Below are 14,898 nucleotides of genomic sequence, written 5' to 3'. Positions count from 1 at the left end.
TATGGCATCAACGCACCAGCCGCATGTACATGCCATCATTGGACACTTCAAAGCCGAAAGCTTCGTAGAAGGACTGCGCGTCGGTGGTGCGCAGGCTGAAAGCCAGTACCCCGGCGAGCTCCGGATGGTCGAGCAGCGCCCCGACCAGCTTCTTGCCGATACCGGCGCCGCGCCGGTCGGGCCACACGACCACGTCGCACAGATAGGCAAAGCAGGCATAGTCGGTCATGACACGGCCAAAGCCGACCTGCTCGCCGTCAATGAAGGCGGCCACGCACAGCGAATTGTCGAAGGCGCGGCGGTTGCCGGCGTCGGTGCGCCGCTTGCCCCAGTAGCTGGCCCGGATCAACCGCGAGGCGGCCTCGAAGTCGATCCGGTCGCGGTCGAAGGAAATTTCGACCTCCGGCCTGTCAGCCACGGTCCCGGAACCTGTTGGTGATCGGATAGCGGCGGTCGCGGCCGAAATTCTTCTTCGTGATCTTCACGCCGGGAGCAGCCTGCCGGCGCTTGTATTCGGCGATGTAGAGCATGTTCTCCACACGCGCGACCGTCTGGCGGTCATGTCCGCGCGCGACGATGTCGTCGACGCCCATCTCGTGCTCGACCAGGCATTCGAGAATGTCGTCAAGCACCGGATAGGGTGGCAGCGAATCCTGATCGGTCTGATTTTCGCGCAACTCGGCGGAGGGCGCCTTGTCGATGATGTTGGCTGGGATCACCTCCCCGGACGGTCCGAGCGCGCCCGGCGGCACCATCGTATTGCGCCAGCGCGAAATGGCGTAGACCTGCATCTTGTAGAGGTCCTTGATCGGATTGAAGCCGCCGTTCATGTCGCCATAGAGCGTGGCATAGCCGACCGACATCTCGCTCTTGTTGCCGGTGGTCACCACCATGGAGCCGAACTTGTTGGAAATCGCCATCAGAAGCGTGCCGCGCGCACGGCTTTGCAGGTTCTCTTCCGTAATGCCGGGCTCGGTGCCCTCGAAGAGTTGCGTCAAGGCATGCTGGAAGCCTTCGACCGGCTCGGCAATCGGCACGATGTCGTAGCGGCAGCCGAGCGCGCGCGCGCAATCCTCGGCATCCTTGAGCGATTCCTTCGAGGTATAGCGATAGGGCATCATCACGCAGCGCACCCGCTCTTCGCCCAGCGCATCAACGGCCAGAGCCGCGCAGATGGCCGAGTCGATGCCGCCCGAAAGGCCAAGCACGACGTTCCTGAAACCGTTCTTGTTCACATAATCGCGCAGGCCCAGCATGCAGGCGCGATAATCGGCCTCCTCCTTTTCGGGAATCTGCGACATCGGCCCCTGCTCGCAAGCCCAGCCTTCTCCGTCGTTGTTTCGCGCGCCTGCGGCGACGCGGACGCGCTTCCACGTGGTGACGGCCAGCGTCTCCTCGAACTGGCTCATCTGGAAGGCGAGCGACTTGTCGGCCCCGATCGCAAACGAGGCGCCGTCGAACACCAGTTCGTCCTGCCCGCCGACCTGGTTGGCATAGATCAGCGGCAGGCCGCTTTCGATCACCTGCCGGATGACGACCTGCTGGCGCACGTCGACCTTGCCGCGATAGTAGGGCGAGCCGTTGGGCACGATCAGCAGTTCGGCCCCGCTTTCGGCCAGCGTCTCGCACACGCCATGCTCGCCCCAGATGTCCTCGCAGATCGGGATGCCGAGACGCACGCCGCGGAAATTGACCGGTCCCGGCATGTCCGGGCCGGGCTGGAAGACGCGCTTCTCGTCGAACTCGCCGTAGTTCGGCAGGTCGACCTTGAAACGCTCGGCAAGGATCTTGCCGCCATCGGCAACGATGACGGCATTGTGGGTGCCGCTCTTGCGCTTCAGGGGAACGCCGATGACGATGCCCGGTCCGCCATCGGCCGTGTCGTTCGCGATATCCCCGGCCGCCCGCTCGCAGGCCTTGAGGAAGGCCGGCTTCAGGATCAGGTCCTCCGGCGGATAGCCGGCGATGAACAGTTCCGTGAAGAGGACGAGGTCGGCGCCCTGGCGGGCCGCATCCGCCCTCGCCTCCCGTGCCTTGGCAAGATTGCCGGCAACGTCACCCACCGTAGGGTTGAGCTGGGCAATGGCGATACGGAGGATGTCGGGAGCGGTCTTCTTGGTCATGGATGCCGGTTTAGCGGGAGTCCGCGCCGAAGGAAACAGCCAGCCTATACCGGCGTGCCGACCAGGCGCTCCAGTATGGCGACCAGCCAGACGCCGCCCGCCAGCACCACGGCGATCAGCACGGCCAGCGAGCCGCAATCCTTGGCAAGCTGGATGTCGACGTTGAATTCACGGCTCACGGCATTGCAGGCCGCCTCGATGCCGGTGTTCAGCACCTCGATGAGGATAAGGAACAGCACCGCGGCGATCAGCAGCGCGTAACCCGCCCAGGACGACGACACCAGCCAGCCCACCGGAATGGAGATCAGCAGCAGGATCAGCTCCTGCTGGAAGGCTGTCTCGCTGCCCGCCAGCCGGCGGAAAGCGCGGACCGAGTTGAAGAACGCATCGACCAGCCGCTTCATGTCCTGATTGTCTCCTGAAAGTCGCGAGCGAGGAACGGCACGATTGTGACCGTTCGATGGAACGCCTGCCTTATCCACCAGCGATCAGGAATCGGCAACCTTGATGGTGGGCGGAGACTGCTCGAACTGCGGCAACCCGTCGGTGATTTCGTAATAGTCACCCTTGTCCGCCACGAAGATATGACTTTCCGCGACCAGTTCCGACGGGGTGTCGAAGGTGCCGGCGGTCACCGAGATCTCGTCCAGATCGTTATGCTTCCAGAACATCACCGAGCCGCAGGTGCCGCAAAAGCCGCGCCGGGCAAAATCCGAGGCGGCATACCAGACAAGCGCTTCCTCCCCTTCGATGGCGATGTCGGCCATGGAGACGTTGGTTGCGGCCAGGACGTGGCCCGTCTGCCGGCGACATTGCGAGCAATGGCAATAGACCACGCTGCGCAGCTCTCCCCTCGTGGTGAAGCGCACCTTGCCGCACAGGCAGGCGCCCCGACGCTCATTCGACATGATTTCCTCCTCGATATCCCGCTGCTCGCGGCTTCCAATATGCACGTTTTTAATAAAGCTTTAGCCGACACCGAATAAGACTTTTTCGGCGGGGCTCGTATGGGGGCATGGAACCTCGCTACATATCTGGGTCACCGGATGCTCCCGACCCGGCGAACGCCTGCCAAGCAAGCCGGAACAAGGGTCGAACGGGTGTCATCCATGCAGCCGGCAGCAGCCTCCCCGGAAAGTCCCCAGAAGGACATCGCAGGCGCGGTGCTGGCCACCATGCGCCGCCTGGGCGTCATCGGCCTGCCGCGTAACTACGAGATCTTCTACGAAGCCATGACCGGCACCGATCCGGCTCTCGGCCTCGCGGTCGTCGCCCTCGGCAACCATCCCACCCAGCAGGAGCTGGACGACATCGGCAGGCGCTTCTTCACCCATCACCATGGCCAGAGCGTCGTCGAGCAGGCACGCGAGGTGCTGGCCCGGGAACTGGAGGACGTCGCCTCGCTGCTGCGCACCGAGCGCACGCAGGTGGAGAAATACGGCCGCATCCTGAACGAAACGTCGGACGGGCTGGCCAACCGCTCGATCATCTCGCGCGAACTGCTGCAGAAGATCGTCGGGGCGGTGGCCGCTGCGACCAGTTCGAGCATCGATCGCGGCAAGCAGGTGGAAAGCACGCTCAGCGACAAGTCCGCCGAACTCGAGGCCGTGAAGTGCAAGCTGGAGGAGTACAAGCGGCTCGCCGACACCGATCCGTTGACCCAGATCCTCAACCGCCGCGCCTTCGACAAGGAAATCGCGCGCATCTACAGCAGCCGCAAGGACATATTGTTCAATGCGCTGATCCTGGCCGACATCGATAACTTCAAGAAGGTCAACGACCGTTTCGGCCATCCGGTCGGCGACAGGATCATTCGTACGATCGCCAACATATTGCAGTCCAGCGTGCGGCGGGGCGTGTTCGTCGCCCGGACCGGGGGCGAGGAATTCGCCCTGATCGTCGAGGGCACCAGTGAAGACACCACTCTGGAGATCGCCGAGCGGCTGCGCAGGCTGGTCGAACAGACCCGGTTCACCGATCCGGCGACCGGTGCCGAATACGGCCCGGTCACCATCTCCATGGGCATTTGCATGGCCGCCGAGGCGGAAAGTTCCGGCGACCTCTACAGCAAGGCCGACAGGGCACTGTACCGCTCCAAGGTCACCGGTCGCAATCGGGTGACGAAGCACTCGTCCATCGCCGGCCAGAGCGGCAACAAATGGCTGCTCTACCGGAAGGACTGACCGGCCAGCTCTCCGCTTTCAATCATCATCCCAACCCCTGAAACGAAAAAGGCGCCCTGCAATGAGGGCGCCTTTCACATTCAAGTCCTATGCCGTCAGGCGGTCGCGGCCTGCTTCTCCACGACCGGGCTGTTCTTGCGCAGCAGGTCGGAGACCAGGAAAGCAAGCTCAATGGCCTGGTCGGCATTGAGGCGCGGATCGCAATGGGTGTGGTAGCGGTCCTGAAGCTCCTCGGCCGTGATGGCGCGGGCGCCGCCGGTGCACTCGGTGACGTTCTTGCCGGTCATCTCGACATGAATACCGCCCGGATGGGTGCCTTCGGCGCGATGCACGTCGAAGAAGGTCTGCACCTCCCTCAGGATCTGGTCGAAGGGCCGCGTCTTGTAGCCGGCCGCGGTGATGGTGTTGCCGTGCATCGGATCGCACGACCAGACCACCGACCTTCCTTCGGCCTTCACCGCCCGCACCAGCTTCGGCAGATGCTCTTCCGCCTTGTCGGAACCGAAACGCGCGATCAGCGTCAGGCGGCCCGGCTCGTTCTCCGGGTTCAGCCTGTCGATCAGATCAAGGAGGCCGTCCGCAGTCATCGACGGACCGCATTTGAGACCGAGCGGGTTCTTGATGCCGCGGCAGTACTCGACATGGGCGTGATCGGGCTGGCGCGTGCGGTCGCCGATCCAGATCATGTGGCCGGAGGTCGCGTACCAGTCGCCGGAGGTGGAATCGACGCGGGTCAGCGCCTCCTCGTAGCCGAGCAACAGGGCCTCGTGGCTGGTGTAGAAGTCGGTTTCCCGCAACGCATAGTTGGTTTCCGAGGTGATGCCGACGGCCTTCATGAAGTCCATCGTCTCGGTGATGCGCCGGGCGAGCGATTCATACTTCTCGCCCTGCGGGCTGTCGGCCACGAAGCCCAGCATCCAGCGGTGCACGTTCTCGAGGCTGGCATAGCCGCCCTGCGCGAAGGCGCGAAGCAGGTTCAGCGTCGCCGCCGACTGGCGATAGGCCATGACCTGCCGGCGCGGATCGGGAATGCGCGAGGCCGCCTCGAAATCGATGCCGTTGATGATATCGCCGCGATAGCTCGGCAGCGTCACCTCGCCCCGCGTCTCGTTGTCGGCGGAACGGGGCTTGGCGAACTGGCCGGCAACACGGCCGACCTTCACCACCGGCTGCGAGCCGGCGAAGGTCAGCACGACCGACATCTGCAGGAAGACGCGGAAGAAGTCGCGGATGTTGTCCGCGCCATGTTCCGCGAAGCTTTCGGCGCAATCGCCGCCCTGGAGGAGGAATGCGTCACCGGCAGCCACGCTGGCAAGCTGCTTCTTCAGCTTGCGCGCCTCGCCTGCAAAAACGAGTGGCGGAAAGCTGGAAAGCTGGGCCTCGACGGCCCTCAGGGCGTCGGTGTCCGGATAAGCCGGAACCTGCTGGATCGGCTTTGCTCTCCAAGAATTCGGGGACCACTTCGTCATTGTCTTAACCACTCTTTATTGCGGGGCCAGCGCCCCATCACTCCCCTATATAAGTATAGGAAACGTCGCTCCATACATGAAGCGGCGTATCTGTGCCAGTCCGCAATTTACCTTACGTCTGCTCTACCATCGGAGCCGGGCTCACCGCTCACGGCTGACCCCACCGCAAAGTGATTCGATTCGGGGTCAAAACCTGCTCGATGACGGGCCGGTCACGCTCGAAATGGCCTTCCCCGTCGCGCATAGCCGGCTGCCGATACTTGGCCAGTTTACCATGCGTTAACCATCAGGCCGATTCAAGACATCTCCAAATCAATTTGATTTTGTTGATCTTTTTCCGGCGCACTCAGCCTTTTGCACGTATAGCGCGCTGTTGCGCGGAGGCAACTTCAGCCAGTCGGCGCATGGCTACGCCCATTATCTTCATTGAATCTGATCAAGGAGTGTTACCATTTGTAACAGAGAAAGAGAGGTTTAAGCGAAACGTGTTGAGGCTCGGCAGAGCGCGCCCAGAGGCGAAAGGAACCGGCGAAAGAAAAACGCCGCCGCTCCGCACGCCGGTGTCTGCGATGCTTTCGTTCTGGAGCCTGATGCGGGCCTACTGGTTCTCCGACAAGTGGAAGGAAGCTTGGAGCCTGACGCTGGTGGTGGCCTTCCTGACCGCCCTTTCCAGCAAGGCCGGCGTTTGGTTCGCGGAGGCTTCCGGCGAGCTGATCAACTCGATCGCCTATTTCCACAGCAGCACCAACGAGGCGCCGCTCGCCACCCTGCTCGGCCATGCTGCCTTCCTCGTCGCGCTCGTCATCTTCAAGGACGCGGGCATCACGGGAACCAAGAGCTTCGTTTCGGCAACCCTGCACCGGCGCTGGCGCGGCTGGCTGAACGGCAGGTTCAACGATGCGCTGCTGGATGCCAACCACACCCACTTCCACGCCCAGCACGGAGCCGACACCGCGCCCGACAACATCGACCAGCGCGTGCAGGAATCGATCAAGGGCATGACCGGCGGCGCCATCGGCCTTGCCATGGGCGTGATGGCGGTGGCCAGTTCCGTCTTCTTCGTCGGCCAGAAGCTGCTCGAAACCTCCACGGAAGTGCGCGGCTTCGAGTTCCTGGGCGAATATGGCAGTGTCGTCTTCGCCCTTGTCGCCGTTGCCGCCTATGTCCCGGTGAACACATGGATCGCCGTCAAGCTCGGCGGCATGCTGGAGCGGCTTTCGATCAGGATGCAGAAGGCGGAGGGCAGCTATCGCGGCGAGCTTTCGACGCTGCTGCGGCGCAGCTTCCACGTTGCTTCTGCCCGTGGCGAAGCCGTGCAAAGGACCATGCACGAGCGGCTCTACACCGAGATCGACCGCACATGGAGCCGGCTGATCTGGGTGAATGCAGGCTACGGCTCGTTCGAGCGCATCTACAACTTCGTCGGTGCGCGCGTCGTCGCCTATGCGCCGGGCCTGCTGCCCTTCGTCCATAACCGCATCGACCTGAAGGGCTACATAACCGGAGCCGAACTGGTCAATTCACTGATCAGCCAGTGCTCCTGGTTCATTCACGTCATGCCCGCCATCGCCACGCTGCGCGCCAACAGCCGCCGCGTCATCGACCTGGCGCGAGCCATCGAGAACGTGCAGAAGCCGGTGGAGTTCTACCGGCGCACCGGCGACAGCGACTTCCGCTACACCACCCAGAACCCGGTTTTCGGCCTCAGCGTGCAGAATTTGCGCCTCAACCATCAGGGCCACGGCAGCGAACCGTTCCTGGTCTGCGACCGGCTGGGCTTCCGCCGTGGCGAGTGGACCTTCCTCAAGGGCGAATCCGGTTGCGGCAAGACCTCGCTGATCAAGGCGCTCAACGGCTTGTGGCCCTATGGCGGCGGCACCATCGCCTTCCCGCAGGGGGTCACGACTTTCTACGCGGCACAGGAAGTGAAGCTGCCTCCGGTCACGCTCAAGGAACTGGTCTGCCTGCCTCAGGGACCGGAGAACCACCATGACGCCGCGGTGGCGGCAGCGCTGCACAAGGCGGGACTGGGCGAATTCATCGAGCATCTGGCGGACGAGGCAAAGGCCGGAAAGAGCTGGGACCAACTCCTGTCCGGCGGCCAGAAGCAGAAGCTGGTCGTCGCCCGTATCCTGCTGCACAAGCCCGGCCTGCTGTTCCTCGACGAGGCGACCGGCGCGCTCGACCCCGAAAGCAAGATCGCCTTCCACCAGGCCATCAAGGACAATTGCCCCGGCGTCACCGTCATCAGCGTCATGCACGAAGCGGTGCCGCCGCGTTCGGCTTCAGGCGAGGAGTTCTATCACAGCGTGCTGACCATCGCCGACGGCGTGGCCACCAAGGAGCCGCTCGCGCCCAGCCTGCCGGCCGAGATCACCGAAATCCTCACCCAGCCATCGGCGCTTGCGGAAGGCTGGCTGCGCATCCCCCGCCGCCTGCGGGCCGTCACCCGCAACGAGGGTCAGGCTCGCCTTCCCGGTTGACTTGCCCGGCAACCCTCCTATGTTGCGGCCGCTCGCAGCCTTCAACCAAACCTGCGAGTGGAAAGGTCAACCCGCCATGTCTGGCGACAGTCACAGTCGAATAAAATCGCCGTCTGCCTGACGTGACCCTTTCGGGCTCGCCTCCGGCCGACGGCAAGGAGTGAGCCCATGAACAAGTTTTCGCCCGTTGCGAACGGCGATGCCATCGCAATCGCCCGTGTCCTCGCCAATGATCACGTCGCCGACATCGTCGAGGCGCTGAACAGCGAGCCCCGCGAACTCGCCTCCGAACTGCTGGCCCAGGTGCCGTTCGAACGGGCCGTCGAGATATTCGACCAGCCCGAGCTCGACGGCGCCCCCGAGCTGATCGCGGCCCTGCCCCGCGATCGCGCCGGCAAGCTGCTTGCGGAAATGTCGGCGGACCGTGCCGCCGATGTGCTGCGCGAGCTCACGGAGCCTGCCCGCTCGGAACTCCTGCATGCGCTGGCGCCGCCGCTGCGGCATTCGCTGCTGTCGATCCTGGGCTATCCGGAAGGCAGCGCAGGCTCGATCATGACCACGGAATATGTCTGCGTGCCGCCCGACTGGACGGTCGCGCGCACGCTGGACTATATCCGCCAGGTGGAGCGTACCCGCGAAACGGTCTACGCCATCTATGTGGTCGATCCCGATACGCATCACCTGCTGCACGCCTTCGGCCTGAGAAGGCTGATCATCAGCCAGCCGGACGAAAAGATCGGCTCCATCGCGGCCGACACCACGCCGGTCACGGTGCCCCCGCTGATGGATGTCGAGCAGGTCGCGCAGCTCATCCGCAAATACGACCTGCTGGCGGTGCCGGTGGTGGACGAGGACAAGATTCTCGGCATCGTCACGGTGGACGACGTGCTGGACACGATGATCGAGGAAAACACCGAGGACGTGCACCGTTTCGGCGGCATGGAGGCGCTGGACGAGCCCTACATGAAGATGGGCTTCCTCTCCATGATCGGCAAGCGCGGCGGCTGGCTGTGCGCCCTGTTCCTCAGCGAAATGCTGACGGCGAGCGTCATGCAGCATTATGAGGTCGAGCTGGAAAAGGCCATCGTGCTCACCCTGTTCATCCCGCTCATCATGAGCTCGGGCGGCAATTCCGGTTCGCAGGCCACCTCGCTGGTGATCCGCGCGCTTGCCCTGCGCGAGCTGACGCTGGCGGACTGGTGGCGGGTGGCCATGCGCGAGTTGCCGAGCGGCGTCGTGCTGGGCGCGATGCTCGGCACGGTCGGCATGGCCCGCATCGTGCTGTGGCAGTATCTCGGCCTCTACGATTATGGCCCCTACTGGCACCTGATCGCGCTTACGGTGGGCCTCGCATTGGTCGGCATCGTCACCTTCGGCTCGCTGACCGGCTCGATGCTGCCCTTCGTGCTGAAGCGCATCGGCTTCGATCCCGCCAGCGCCTCGGCGCCTTTCGTGGCCACGCTGGTCGACGTGACCGGCCTTGCCATTTACTTCACCGTGGCGGCCATGGTGCTCACCGGCACCATTCTTTAAGCCAGGTCACGGGCGGGCGGATCAGTCGATCCGCTCGCCTTTCTTCACCCGGTAGCTCGGCTTGTACATGGTGACGAATTCCTCGGCCGCGGTCGGATGGACCGCCATGGTGCGGTCGAAATCGTCCTTGGTGACCCCCGCCTTCAGCGAAATGCCGAGCAGTTGCGCCATCTCGCCGGCATCCGGCCCCATGATGTGGGCGCCGACCACCTTGCGCGAGGCAGCGTCGACCACCAGCTTCATCAGCATCTTCTCGTCGCGGCCGGAAAGCGTGTTGCGCATGGGCCGGAACGAGGCGCGATAGACTTCCAGTTCCTCGAATTTCTTCGCCGCCTCATGTTCGGACAGGCCGACCGTGCCGATCTCCGGCTGCGAGAAGACGGCGGTGGCGATGAGGTCATGGTCCGGCGCGGTCGGATTGTCCTTGAATGCCGTCTCCACGAAGCACATCGCCTCGTGGATCGCCACGGGCGTGAGCTGCACCCGGTCGGCCACGTCGCCGATGGCCCAGATGTTGTCGACATTGGTGCGCGAATAGCGGTCGACCACAATGGCGCCGGTCACCGAGGTTTCAACGCCTGCGGCCCCGAGCCCCATCCCTTCGGTGTTGGGCGAGCGCCCCATGGCGAGCATGAACTGGTCGACGGTGCGCGTCTCCCCATTGTTCAGCCGCACGTCGAGGCGGCCGTCGTCACGGCGCACGACCTCTTCTGCCACGGCGTGACAGACGATCTCGATGCCCTTGTTGGCCATCGCCTCGTGCAGGCCGGTGCGCAGGTCCATATCGAAGCGATTGAGGATTTCCATGCCGCGATAGACCAGCGTCGTCTCGACGCCCAGACCATGGAAGATGTTGGCGAATTCGACCGCGATATAGCCGCCGCCGCCGATCATGATGGATTTCGGCAGGGTCTCCAGATGAAATGCCTCGTTGGAGGTAATGCAGTGCTCATGGCCCGGAAGCGCCGGATGGGGTGCTGGACGCCCACCGGTGGCGATCAGGATCTGATCCGCAGTGATCGTGCGTCCCTCTCCCGCCAGCCGCACCGTGTGGCGATCGACCAGCTCGGCGCGCGTATCGAAGATCGTGGCGCCGGCCCCCCCCACGTTCCTGCGATAAATACCTTCAAGGCGGGCAATCTCGCGATCCTTGTTGGCAAGGAGCGTCTGCCAGTCGAAGCTGACCGGCGGAACGCTCCAGCCATAGCCGGCGGCGTCCTCGAAATGCTCGCTATATTGCGAAGCGTAGACAAACAGCTTCTTCGGCACGCAGCCGCGAATGACGCAGGTGCCGCCGAATCGATATTCCTCGGCTATGGCCACGCGCTTGCCGAGTGCGGCCGCCACCCGTGCCGCCCGCACGCCGCCCGAACCGCCACCAATGACGAAGAGGTCGTAATCGTAAGCGGCCATGTGAGGAATCCCTTGAGCGGAAAGAATGCCCGACAGGTAAGACGCACAGGCCAAAAAGAAAAGCCCGGCACAAGCCGGGCTTTCTGCATTGTCGTTTCGGCGGCGCGTGGACCGGTCGGATCAGTTGCCGCTCGCGGGGGCCTGCCCCGCGGCCGGAGCCTCCGTCCCGTCTGCCGGCTGCACCTGAGCGCCCGGGGCGGACTGCAAGACCTCACCGACTTGCTGGGCGAGGTCGCGGGCAATGCCGTTCTGCCAGATCTCGGCGGCGCGAACCAGTTCGCGCGAGACGATCGGGCCGCTCTCGAGCAGCTTCTTGCCTGCGGCCGAATTGTAGAAAGCGGCGATTGCCGTCAGGTCTTCCTCGGAAAACACCTTGGCATAGGCGGTGGCGGCTTCGCGCTCCAGATCGGCGCGGCGCGAGGCCATCGCCAGGGCCTTGCTCGAAACCGTGCTGCTGATGAGTTCCTGGAGATCGGGATTCTTCTGGATCAGGCTTGCCTGCAACGCGGCGGCGGCCTGCGGCAGGATGCCATCGAAGGAATCGGTCGCGCCAATCGCGTCCACCGCATCGCGCGCCGCCTTCAAATGGCTCTCGGAAATGTCCTGTGCGAAGGCCGGCATGGCCAGGCTCAGCACGGCGGTCGCCGCAAGCGCGGTCGCAAGGCGACGAATCCGGTTCTGAAATTTCATGATCGGCAGGGCTCCCTGATTTACCGGACAGCGTGGATTGTCTCGATGCCGCCGCTGCCGGCGACAATCGCCGCAGACGCCAGCCCGATGAAAAGACCGTGCTCCACCACACCCGGAATGGCGTGCAAAGCATTCGATAGCGCTCTTGTATCCGGAATGCGGCCAAAAGATGCATCCAGGATGAAATGGTCGCCGTCTGTAACAAATGGCTGTGAACCCGTCATCCGCAATTTGATTTCGCCCGACAGGCCGAGCTTCTTCGCGGCGGCGGCAATGGCGAGTTCGGTGGCACGCAGGCCGAAGCGGTTGACCTCGATCGGCAACGGGAAGCGGCCCAGCGTTTCGACCAGCTTCGACTTGTCGGCGATGACGACCATGCGCGCCGAAGCGGCCGCCACGATCTTTTCACGCAGCAGCGCGCCGCCCCCGCCCTTGACCAGGGTCAGCTCCGAATCGATCTCGTCGGCGCCGTCGATGGTGAGGTCGAGTTCCGGCGTCTCCTCCAGCGTGGAAAGCGGAACGCCGAGCTCGCCGCACAGCGCCGCCGTACGCTCCGAGGTCGGCACGCCAACGACGTCGAGGCCGGCAGCCACTTTCTCCGCCAGCAGGCGCACGAATTCCTCGGCGGTCGAGCCGGTGCCGATGCCCAGCCGCATGCCGTTTTCGACATAGCCGAGCGCCTCGCGCGCCGCCTCGATCTTCAACTGCTTCTGGTCCATGCGGTGCCTGCCCTTTTTCGCGATGCCGGCTCCTAGCATTTTTGTCGTTCCGGTCAAAGCTTCGTATCGATGCACGCGGCCGCGAGCCCGTGACAGAGGGCACGCTTGCATGTGCAGGCCTTGCGGGCTATCGCCTGCATGAAAAAGCAGGGAAAACCATGTCCAGACCCACCATCGTATTCGACCTCGACGGCACATTGGTCGACACCGCGCCCGACCTCATGGACAGCCTGAACCACACACTGGCGGTCGGAGAGCTTGCCGCCGTGGACGAGGCTGCTTTCCGGCGCTTCGTCGGCAATGGCGGGCGGGTGATGATCGAGCGCGCCTTCGCGGCCCAGAACAGGCCCCTGCCCGTCGAGGAGCATGACCGGCTGCTGGGCGTGTTCCTCGAACACTACACCGACAACATCCCCGGAAGGTCGCAGCCATTCCCCGGCGTGGCCGATGCCATCGCCCGCTTCGAGCGGGACGGCTATCTGCTGGCGATCTGCACCAACAAGTATGAGGCGAACTCGCTGGCTCTGATCGAGTCGCTGGGGTTGAGCCGGCATTTCGCGGCCAATTGCGGCCAGGATACCTTCCCCTTCCGCAAGCCCGATCCGCGCCATCTCACCGAAACCATCCTGCGCGCCGGCGGCGATCCGCGCCATGCGCTGATGGTGGGCGATTCCCGCACCGACATCGACACCGCCAAGGCGGCCGGCATCCCGGTGGTGGCGGTGGACTTCGGCTATACCGACCGGCATGTGCGCGAATTCGACCCGTCGGTGATCGTCTCCCATTTCGACGAGATCACCCTCGACCTGGCCCGCGACCTGATGAGCGCCGCCGCGCTCTGAAGCCGGCACGCGGCAGTCCGCCTTCGCGTGATCGAAATGTTTGTGCGAAGGCGGCCGCGGGGTGGTTGACAGGAAGGGACGCCGCCCCTTATATCGCGGCGCGCTTGGCCGACAAGGCAACGAGCGGGCGATTAGCTCAGCGGGAGAGCACACCCTTCACACGGGTGGGGTCGCAGGTTCAATCCCTGCATCGCCCACCATCCAACCGCTTCATGCCGTTGGATGAGTTTACCGGCGAAAATCAACCGACAAGGCACGTGCTGTTCGGCCAGGGACACGCCAGCCTCATCAGCATGCGGGCACCCGAGTTCGCCCCGCTGAACGGTCTGGCCCTCACCCGGATGAGGTCGACCCGTCCCCATATGCTGCACCCCCTCGCCATATTGGCGTAGGTCCAAGTAATTTCACTCGCCTGCGAAATAGCCTAGCATGATCGCCAGGGGGCTGGAGACGTCTGCCTCGCAATGCACGCCGACATTGACCGCGTCGATCTTCACAAAGGTGCATCACATGGCAAGCAAACTCATAATCGATGTCGGCATGCACAAGGGCGAGGACACCGGTTTTTATCTTGAGCGCGGACACAAGGTGGTAGGGGTCGAGGCAAACCCGACGCTTGTTGCCGAACTCAGGTCCAAATTTTCCTCATATATATCGACGGGAAACCTCGTCATCATTGACAAGGCGATCGCGGAAGAGCCCGGAGTCGTTGATTTTTATATAAACGACCAAAATTCCGTGTGGGGTTCGATCGATCCCGCCTTCGTGAAGCGCAATGCAAGGGATGGTCACACCGCATCCCAGGTCATCCAGGTCCCGTGCATAACGATGGAGGACGTCGTCAGCAGGTTTCCGGACCCCTACTACATAAAGATCGATATCGAAGGCATGGACCTGTCCTGTTTGCGTTCGCTTTCCCGCTCTGCTTGCCGCCCCAAATATATCTCGATCGAATCCTCCGTGAGCAGCCCCGCCGACAGGTGGTCCGAAGAGCTGACCCTGTTCCAGGATATGGGCTATGACACCTTCAAATTCGTGGATCAGGCGCGTCTCGATCACCTGAACGGATCGATCCTGAACCGCGAGGGCAGCGCCACCACCTACAAGCATGTGCGCGAGGCAAGCGGTCCCTTCGGGGAGGAAACGCCCGGCGAGTGGATGAGGGTCGACCACGCCGCCAGCACGGCGCGTCGCCTGCGCAGGGAGTTCGAAACCTATTCACCCATGTCCAGCACGCCGCGGCCCGTCGTGAAAATGTTTCGCGGCCTGAGGAAGCTCCGGGGGCTCCCGGTTCCGGACGGCTGGTACGATCTGCACGCCCGGCATTCGTCTCATTGAGCGGCAGGCGCCGGACCGCCCGGAAATCTGAAGCATGCCGTCCGAAAGGGAAAACCGCTTTCGGGACAATGTCATACGCAAAAACAAAGACTTGAGGCGCAAGGA

13 protein-coding genes and 1 tRNA gene are annotated in these 14,898 nt (G+C 63.5%); 6 read left to right on the top strand and 8 right to left on the bottom strand.

Annotated elements, in window-relative coordinates; translation table 11 throughout:
* Nucleotides 1-7: 7 nt before the first annotated feature.
* From ACVCNR_RS16970 to ACVCNR_RS16955, 4 genes are all read right to left on the bottom strand, one after another.
* Nucleotides 8-418, bottom strand: coding sequence for a GNAT family N-acetyltransferase (locus ACVCNR_RS16970; protein WP_447075589.1), 411 nt, complete (start codon nt 416-418; stop codon nt 8-10).
* On the bottom strand, nt 411-2,123 hold the full coding sequence (locus tag ACVCNR_RS16965; protein WP_447075588.1) for an NAD+ synthase: 1,713 nt from the start codon (nt 2,121-2,123) through the stop codon (nt 411-413). Before ACVCNR_RS16965 ends, ACVCNR_RS16970 begins: the two co-directional genes overlap by 8 nt.
* Nucleotides 2,124-2,167: 44 nt before the next feature.
* Entirely contained in the window at nt 2,168-2,527 is a 360-nt protein-coding gene (locus ACVCNR_RS16960) for a diacylglycerol kinase (RefSeq protein ID WP_354192495.1), read from the bottom strand.
* 84 nt (nt 2,528-2,611) lie between these two features.
* A complete protein-coding gene (locus ACVCNR_RS16955) occupies nt 2,612-3,031 on the bottom strand; it encodes a GFA family protein (RefSeq protein ID WP_354192496.1) in 420 nt (139 codons plus the stop codon).
* Between the two features lie 201 nt (nt 3,032-3,232).
* Between ACVCNR_RS16955 and ACVCNR_RS16950 the strand changes: the two genes are divergently transcribed.
* Complete coding sequence (locus tag ACVCNR_RS16950) at nt 3,233-4,306, top strand: GGDEF domain-containing protein (RefSeq protein ID WP_354192498.1); 1,074 nt, start codon at nt 3,233-3,235, stop codon at nt 4,304-4,306.
* 95 nt (nt 4,307-4,401) lie between these two features.
* Here the strand turns inward: ACVCNR_RS16950 and ACVCNR_RS16945 are convergent, their stop codons facing one another.
* Nucleotides 4,402-5,775: a class II 3-deoxy-7-phosphoheptulonate synthase gene (locus ACVCNR_RS16945; RefSeq protein WP_447075587.1), complete on the bottom strand. Its 1,374-nt coding sequence runs from the start codon at nt 5,773-5,775 to the stop codon at nt 4,402-4,404.
* A gap of 569 nt (nt 5,776-6,344) precedes the next feature.
* Here ACVCNR_RS16945 and ACVCNR_RS16940 point away from each other — a divergent pair.
* The gene (locus ACVCNR_RS16940; protein WP_447075586.1) at nt 6,345-8,258 is read left to right on the top strand and encodes an ABC transporter ATP-binding protein/permease; all 1,914 of its coding nucleotides are present in this window, start codon (nt 6,345-6,347) and stop codon (nt 8,256-8,258) included.
* A gap of 168 nt (nt 8,259-8,426) precedes the next feature.
* Entirely contained in the window at nt 8,427-9,791 is a 1,365-nt protein-coding gene (gene mgtE, locus ACVCNR_RS16935; RefSeq protein ID WP_354192502.1) for a magnesium transporter, read from the top strand.
* Between the two features lie 21 nt (nt 9,792-9,812).
* On the opposite strand, the gene gor is transcribed toward mgtE, so the two are convergent.
* The 3 genes from gor to rpiA all read right to left on the bottom strand — a co-directional run bounded on the left by gor (nt 9,813) and on the right by rpiA (nt 12,613).
* Complete coding sequence (gene gor / locus ACVCNR_RS16930) at nt 9,813-11,204, bottom strand: glutathione-disulfide reductase (RefSeq protein WP_447075584.1); 1,392 nt, start codon at nt 11,202-11,204, stop codon at nt 9,813-9,815.
* 120 nt (nt 11,205-11,324) lie between these two features.
* Nucleotides 11,325-11,894, bottom strand: a complete 570-nt coding sequence (locus ACVCNR_RS16925) for a DUF2059 domain-containing protein (RefSeq protein WP_354192505.1) — start codon at nt 11,892-11,894, stop codon at nt 11,325-11,327.
* A 20-nt stretch (nt 11,895-11,914) separates the two neighbouring features.
* Nucleotides 11,915-12,613, bottom strand: a complete 699-nt coding sequence (gene rpiA, locus ACVCNR_RS16920; RefSeq protein WP_354192506.1) for a ribose-5-phosphate isomerase RpiA — start codon at nt 12,611-12,613, stop codon at nt 11,915-11,917.
* 158 nt (nt 12,614-12,771) lie between these two features.
* On the opposite strand from rpiA, the gene ACVCNR_RS16915 reads away from it, so the two are divergent.
* The 3 genes from ACVCNR_RS16915 (at nt 12,772) to ACVCNR_RS16905 (ending at nt 14,793) form a co-directional block, all read left to right on the top strand.
* Nucleotides 12,772-13,455: a phosphoglycolate phosphatase gene (locus ACVCNR_RS16915; RefSeq protein WP_354192507.1), complete on the top strand. Its 684-nt coding sequence runs from the start codon at nt 12,772-12,774 to the stop codon at nt 13,453-13,455.
* Nucleotides 13,456-13,580: 125 nt separating this feature from the next.
* Nucleotides 13,581-13,655 (top strand) — tRNA-Val (locus ACVCNR_RS16910).
* A 310-nt stretch (nt 13,656-13,965) separates the two neighbouring features.
* The gene (locus ACVCNR_RS16905) at nt 13,966-14,793 is read left to right on the top strand and encodes an FkbM family methyltransferase (RefSeq protein ID WP_447075582.1); all 828 of its coding nucleotides are present in this window, start codon (nt 13,966-13,968) and stop codon (nt 14,791-14,793) included.
* The last annotated feature ends 105 nt before the right edge of the window (nt 14,794-14,898 follow it).

It is taken from the genome of Aquamicrobium terrae, from assembly GCF_052978165.1.
The sequence above is the reverse complement of the archived record's forward strand: the minus strand, read 5'-3'. Positions and strand labels throughout refer to the sequence as shown.